The organism is Coprococcus sp. AM100_B19A, from assembly GCF_027662015.1.
In the GTDB taxonomy this organism is placed as follows: Bacteria; Bacillota; Clostridia; order Lachnospirales; family Lachnospiraceae; genus Allocoprococcus; species Allocoprococcus comes.
Genome location: NZ_JAQDKN010000035.1, coordinates 1 through 3,430, shown reverse-complemented (window position 1 = coordinate 3,430; position 3,430 = coordinate 1). Strand labels below are relative to the sequence as shown.

3 protein-coding genes and 1 pseudogene are annotated in these 3,430 nt (G+C 43.1%); all 4 read right to left on the bottom strand.

The window, feature by feature from the left end:
- A pseudogene (locus tag PGQ33_RS16570) lies at window positions 1-412 on the bottom strand (CD1108 family mobile element protein); the annotation flags it as partial.
- A gap of 3 nt (window positions 413-415) precedes the next feature.
- A complete protein-coding gene (locus tag PGQ33_RS16565; protein WP_118440830.1) occupies window positions 416-526 on the bottom strand; it encodes a DUF3789 domain-containing protein in 111 nt (36 codons plus the stop codon).
- A 16-nt stretch (window positions 527-542) separates the two neighbouring features.
- On the bottom strand, window positions 543-2,999 hold the full coding sequence (locus tag PGQ33_RS16560) for a VirB4-like conjugal transfer ATPase, CD1110 family (protein ID WP_173705535.1): 2,457 nt from the start codon (window positions 2,997-2,999) through the stop codon (window positions 543-545).
- Entirely contained in the window at window positions 2,881-3,345 is a 465-nt protein-coding gene (locus PGQ33_RS16555; protein ID WP_044956137.1) for a PrgI family protein, read from the bottom strand. The genes PGQ33_RS16560 and PGQ33_RS16555 overlap by 119 nt, the downstream gene beginning before the upstream one ends.
- Window positions 3,346-3,430: the final 85 nt, after the last annotated feature.

Here is a 3,430-nt window from a genome sequence, read left to right as displayed (position 1 = left end):
CTCTGTTTTCTGATAGATCAGCACGTTTTTCTTTCAGTCTCCCTGACTGTCCGGCTTCGGATTTTTCTGCAAGTCTGGATTCTTTTCCGACTTCAGCACGGATTCTTTTTCTATTTTGCTGTTTACTACACTGTCCAAAATCCTCACTTTGCTTCTCTGTCCGTATCAGTTCCGGTGCATCTCTGGATTTTTGCACAGAGGGTCGAATATTTTTCCCACTCCGTTCAGACTGGCGGGGAGACTTATCCACAAGGTTTTCTTCTTTTTCCCCCTGTTTTCTTCCCATCTGCACATCACCGACACGGTTACTGACACGAACAGAAGATTTATCTGTCAGGTTTTCTTCCACCAGACCATCCTTGGTCATCTTCTGGACTTTCTTGTCTCTGACTTTCATTCTCTGTTCTGCCACTGATTACTCCTCCTTCTTCGGATACCCTTTCCCTGCCTGTAATAAACAGAGAAAAGCGATGCCAAATACAGCACCGCCACTAAAAGTTAATACATATGAAATTGCTCGTACCATTGCTTTCTCCTTTGATTTAACCTGCTTCAGAAGTCTCCTCTAAGCGGGTTGTCATGATTTTATAGAGGGAATTCTTCGGGAATCTGTCTACAAATGGGATAATGACATTTCCATAGAACAGAAGTCCTTCACCCTCATTGCTGTTGGTTACATAGGACAGCTGAGTTGGTGAGATATTCAGCTGTTTTGCCAGAATCTGCCTGTCTCCGGAAGCCTGGTTCAGCATATAAATAAAATCTGAATTTTCAAATATATTCTCGATTTCCCTGGAAGACAGCAAATCCTTAATATTCTGGGTGATGCCCGTTGGAATACCACCCCATTTACGGAATCGCTTCCAAATCTCCACGCTGTAGGCTGCAGTTTGTTCTTCTTTTAAGAGAAGATGGAACTCGTCCACATAGTATCTGGTGGATTTATGGGCAGAACGGTTCATCGTTACCCTGTTCCAAACCTGATCCTGGATGACGAGCATCCCAATCTTTTTCAACTGCTTACCAAGTTCCTTGATATCAAAGCAGACAATGCGGTTATTGATATCCACGTTTGTCTGATGGTTAAACACATTCAAAGAACCTGTAACATAGATTTCCAACGAAGTGGCCAGTCGCTGTGCTTCTGGCTCTTCCTGTTTTCTCAGAAGGTTATATAAATCCTCTAGGATTGGCATCTTCTCCGGTACGGGATTGGCAAGATATTCCTGATAAACCAACCGCACACAACGGTCAATGATAGTTTTTTCTACCGGCTCCAGTCCATTCTTTCCTCCAACAATCAGCTCACACAACGACAGAATAAAATCTGCTTTCAATGACAGTGGATTATCTTCCTCGGAATAGTTCAGGTTCAGATCCATTGGATTGATATACTGGTCAGATACCGGAGAAACCCGTACCACCTGCCCGTGCAGTGCCTGCACAAGTGCCGAATATTCGGCTTCTGGATCGCAGACGATGATATCATCTTCTGTGATCAGGAAGCAGTTTGTAATTTCTCTCTTTGCTGAGAAGGACTTACCGGAACCTGGTGTACCAAGAATCAGTCCATTCGGGTTCTTCAAACGTTTTCGATCAACCATAATCATGTTGTTGGATAATGCATTCAGTCCATAATAAAGAGCCTCCCCTTCCTGAAACAGTTCCTGTGTCGTAAACGGCACGAAGATCGCTGTTGAAGATGTGGTAAGCCCTCTCTGAATTTCAATCCGATTGACTCCCAGCGGAATACAGGACATGAGTGCTGCTTCCTGCTGATAATCCAGCTGTTTTAAGGAACAGTTATATTTCTGTGCGATTCCCTGCACCTGGAAAATATTGTTATCCAGCTTCTGACGCTTCTTTGCGGTATTCATTACCAGAACCGTCACAAGGAACATTCTCTCATTTCTGGACTGCAGATCTTCCAGCAGGTTTTTCGCCTCTTCTCCATAGGTTATAAGGTCCGATGGAAGCACGTCCATATCATAACCGGAACGTACCGCCCGTTTCTGCTCTTCAATCTTCATCTTATCCAGATCTGAAATCTTACTCTTGATCATCTTGATTGCAGAACTCTGGTCAATGGACTGGATATGAATGTTGACATTGATGCTGTCATCCACATCCAGGAAATCTGCAAGCATCCGGTCTGTAAGCTCCGGTGCAAGAATCTGCAGGTAACTCACACTTCCCAGCGTTCTTCCCATCAAAAATGTCTGATTCTTGGAAAAGTTAAAGGAAGTCGGTGCAATAAAATCTTTGGTCTTTAATCCGGTTTCCGGAAGCATCTTATACTGGAACTTAAATGGTTCAATCCGATCCTGGTTGAACACATGATACATAATCTCCAGCCTTTCCAGACCATTCAGGGAATGTGCCTGTGCTCCCAGGACCTTAAAGTTATTTAAGATATCTGTTTCGACTCTTTCAAGCCTTGGCCTTGCCACCTTCAGGCTTTCTGCTTCGATTCCAAAAGTGATATACTTTGTCTTCACCAGACCATTATTTCCCTTGGAAAGCTGATTCTTCAACATGGTACGGTATTCTTCACGAATGGCATTGAAGTCATCGTTCTGATCCGGAATGTCAATGCTTTTCTCAAATTCTGCCACATCCACCTGCTGATTGATAAAAGACAGCTGCACACTGATGGAAGAATCAAAGTAATTTAAGAAATCACAATAATTCTCAAATATCGTAGTCTTATCCTCATTTAAAGCAAGCTGATAGTTGATGTCATAAAACTGAATCGTCTTGGAGAAAAAGGTCTTTGTCACCTGGCAAATACCATCCTGCAGCATCCGAATATACGGAATACTCTGCTGTGCTGTTGTAGGAATGTTTTTCTGTTTCCTGCGGTCCCGTTCCTGCTTCTTCCTACGCTTTTCCTGTTCTCTTTCTTTTCTGCTTTTTTTGTTTCTTCTTTCCTGACGGTTTCTTTTTTCCGCCAGGGACAGACGCTCCTGCTGAGCCTCCTGCTTTGTCTTTTTTGCCATCCGGCACACCCTCCTTTTTTACAAGGGTGGAAATCTCCTGATAAAAATTTTCTGTCTTATATGGTCTTACTGCCGGACAGATAAACTTCTGTCGAATGATATTTGCCACCACTTTTTCAAAGGGAAGACCGTCTTTTTCATACATTGCCATGAAGAAAAACGGAAGCATGATCGTTACCATCAGGATGGCTGCGATACTGGAACCGATTGGTTTTCTCATGAACAGATAAAACGGAATTCCCGCAACTGCGGCAAGTGAAAAGAAAATCAGCTGCCGCTTTGTCAGATTTAACGCTACTTTTGTTTTGACCTTTGTAAGGTCTTTGGGTACTGGTACATACGCCATGTATGTGCTCCTTTCCTGCCCGTTAGTGGGCATTGAATATTGATTTGCTAAGGCTTCCGGTCTTGAATAATGAAAATGCAAGAAT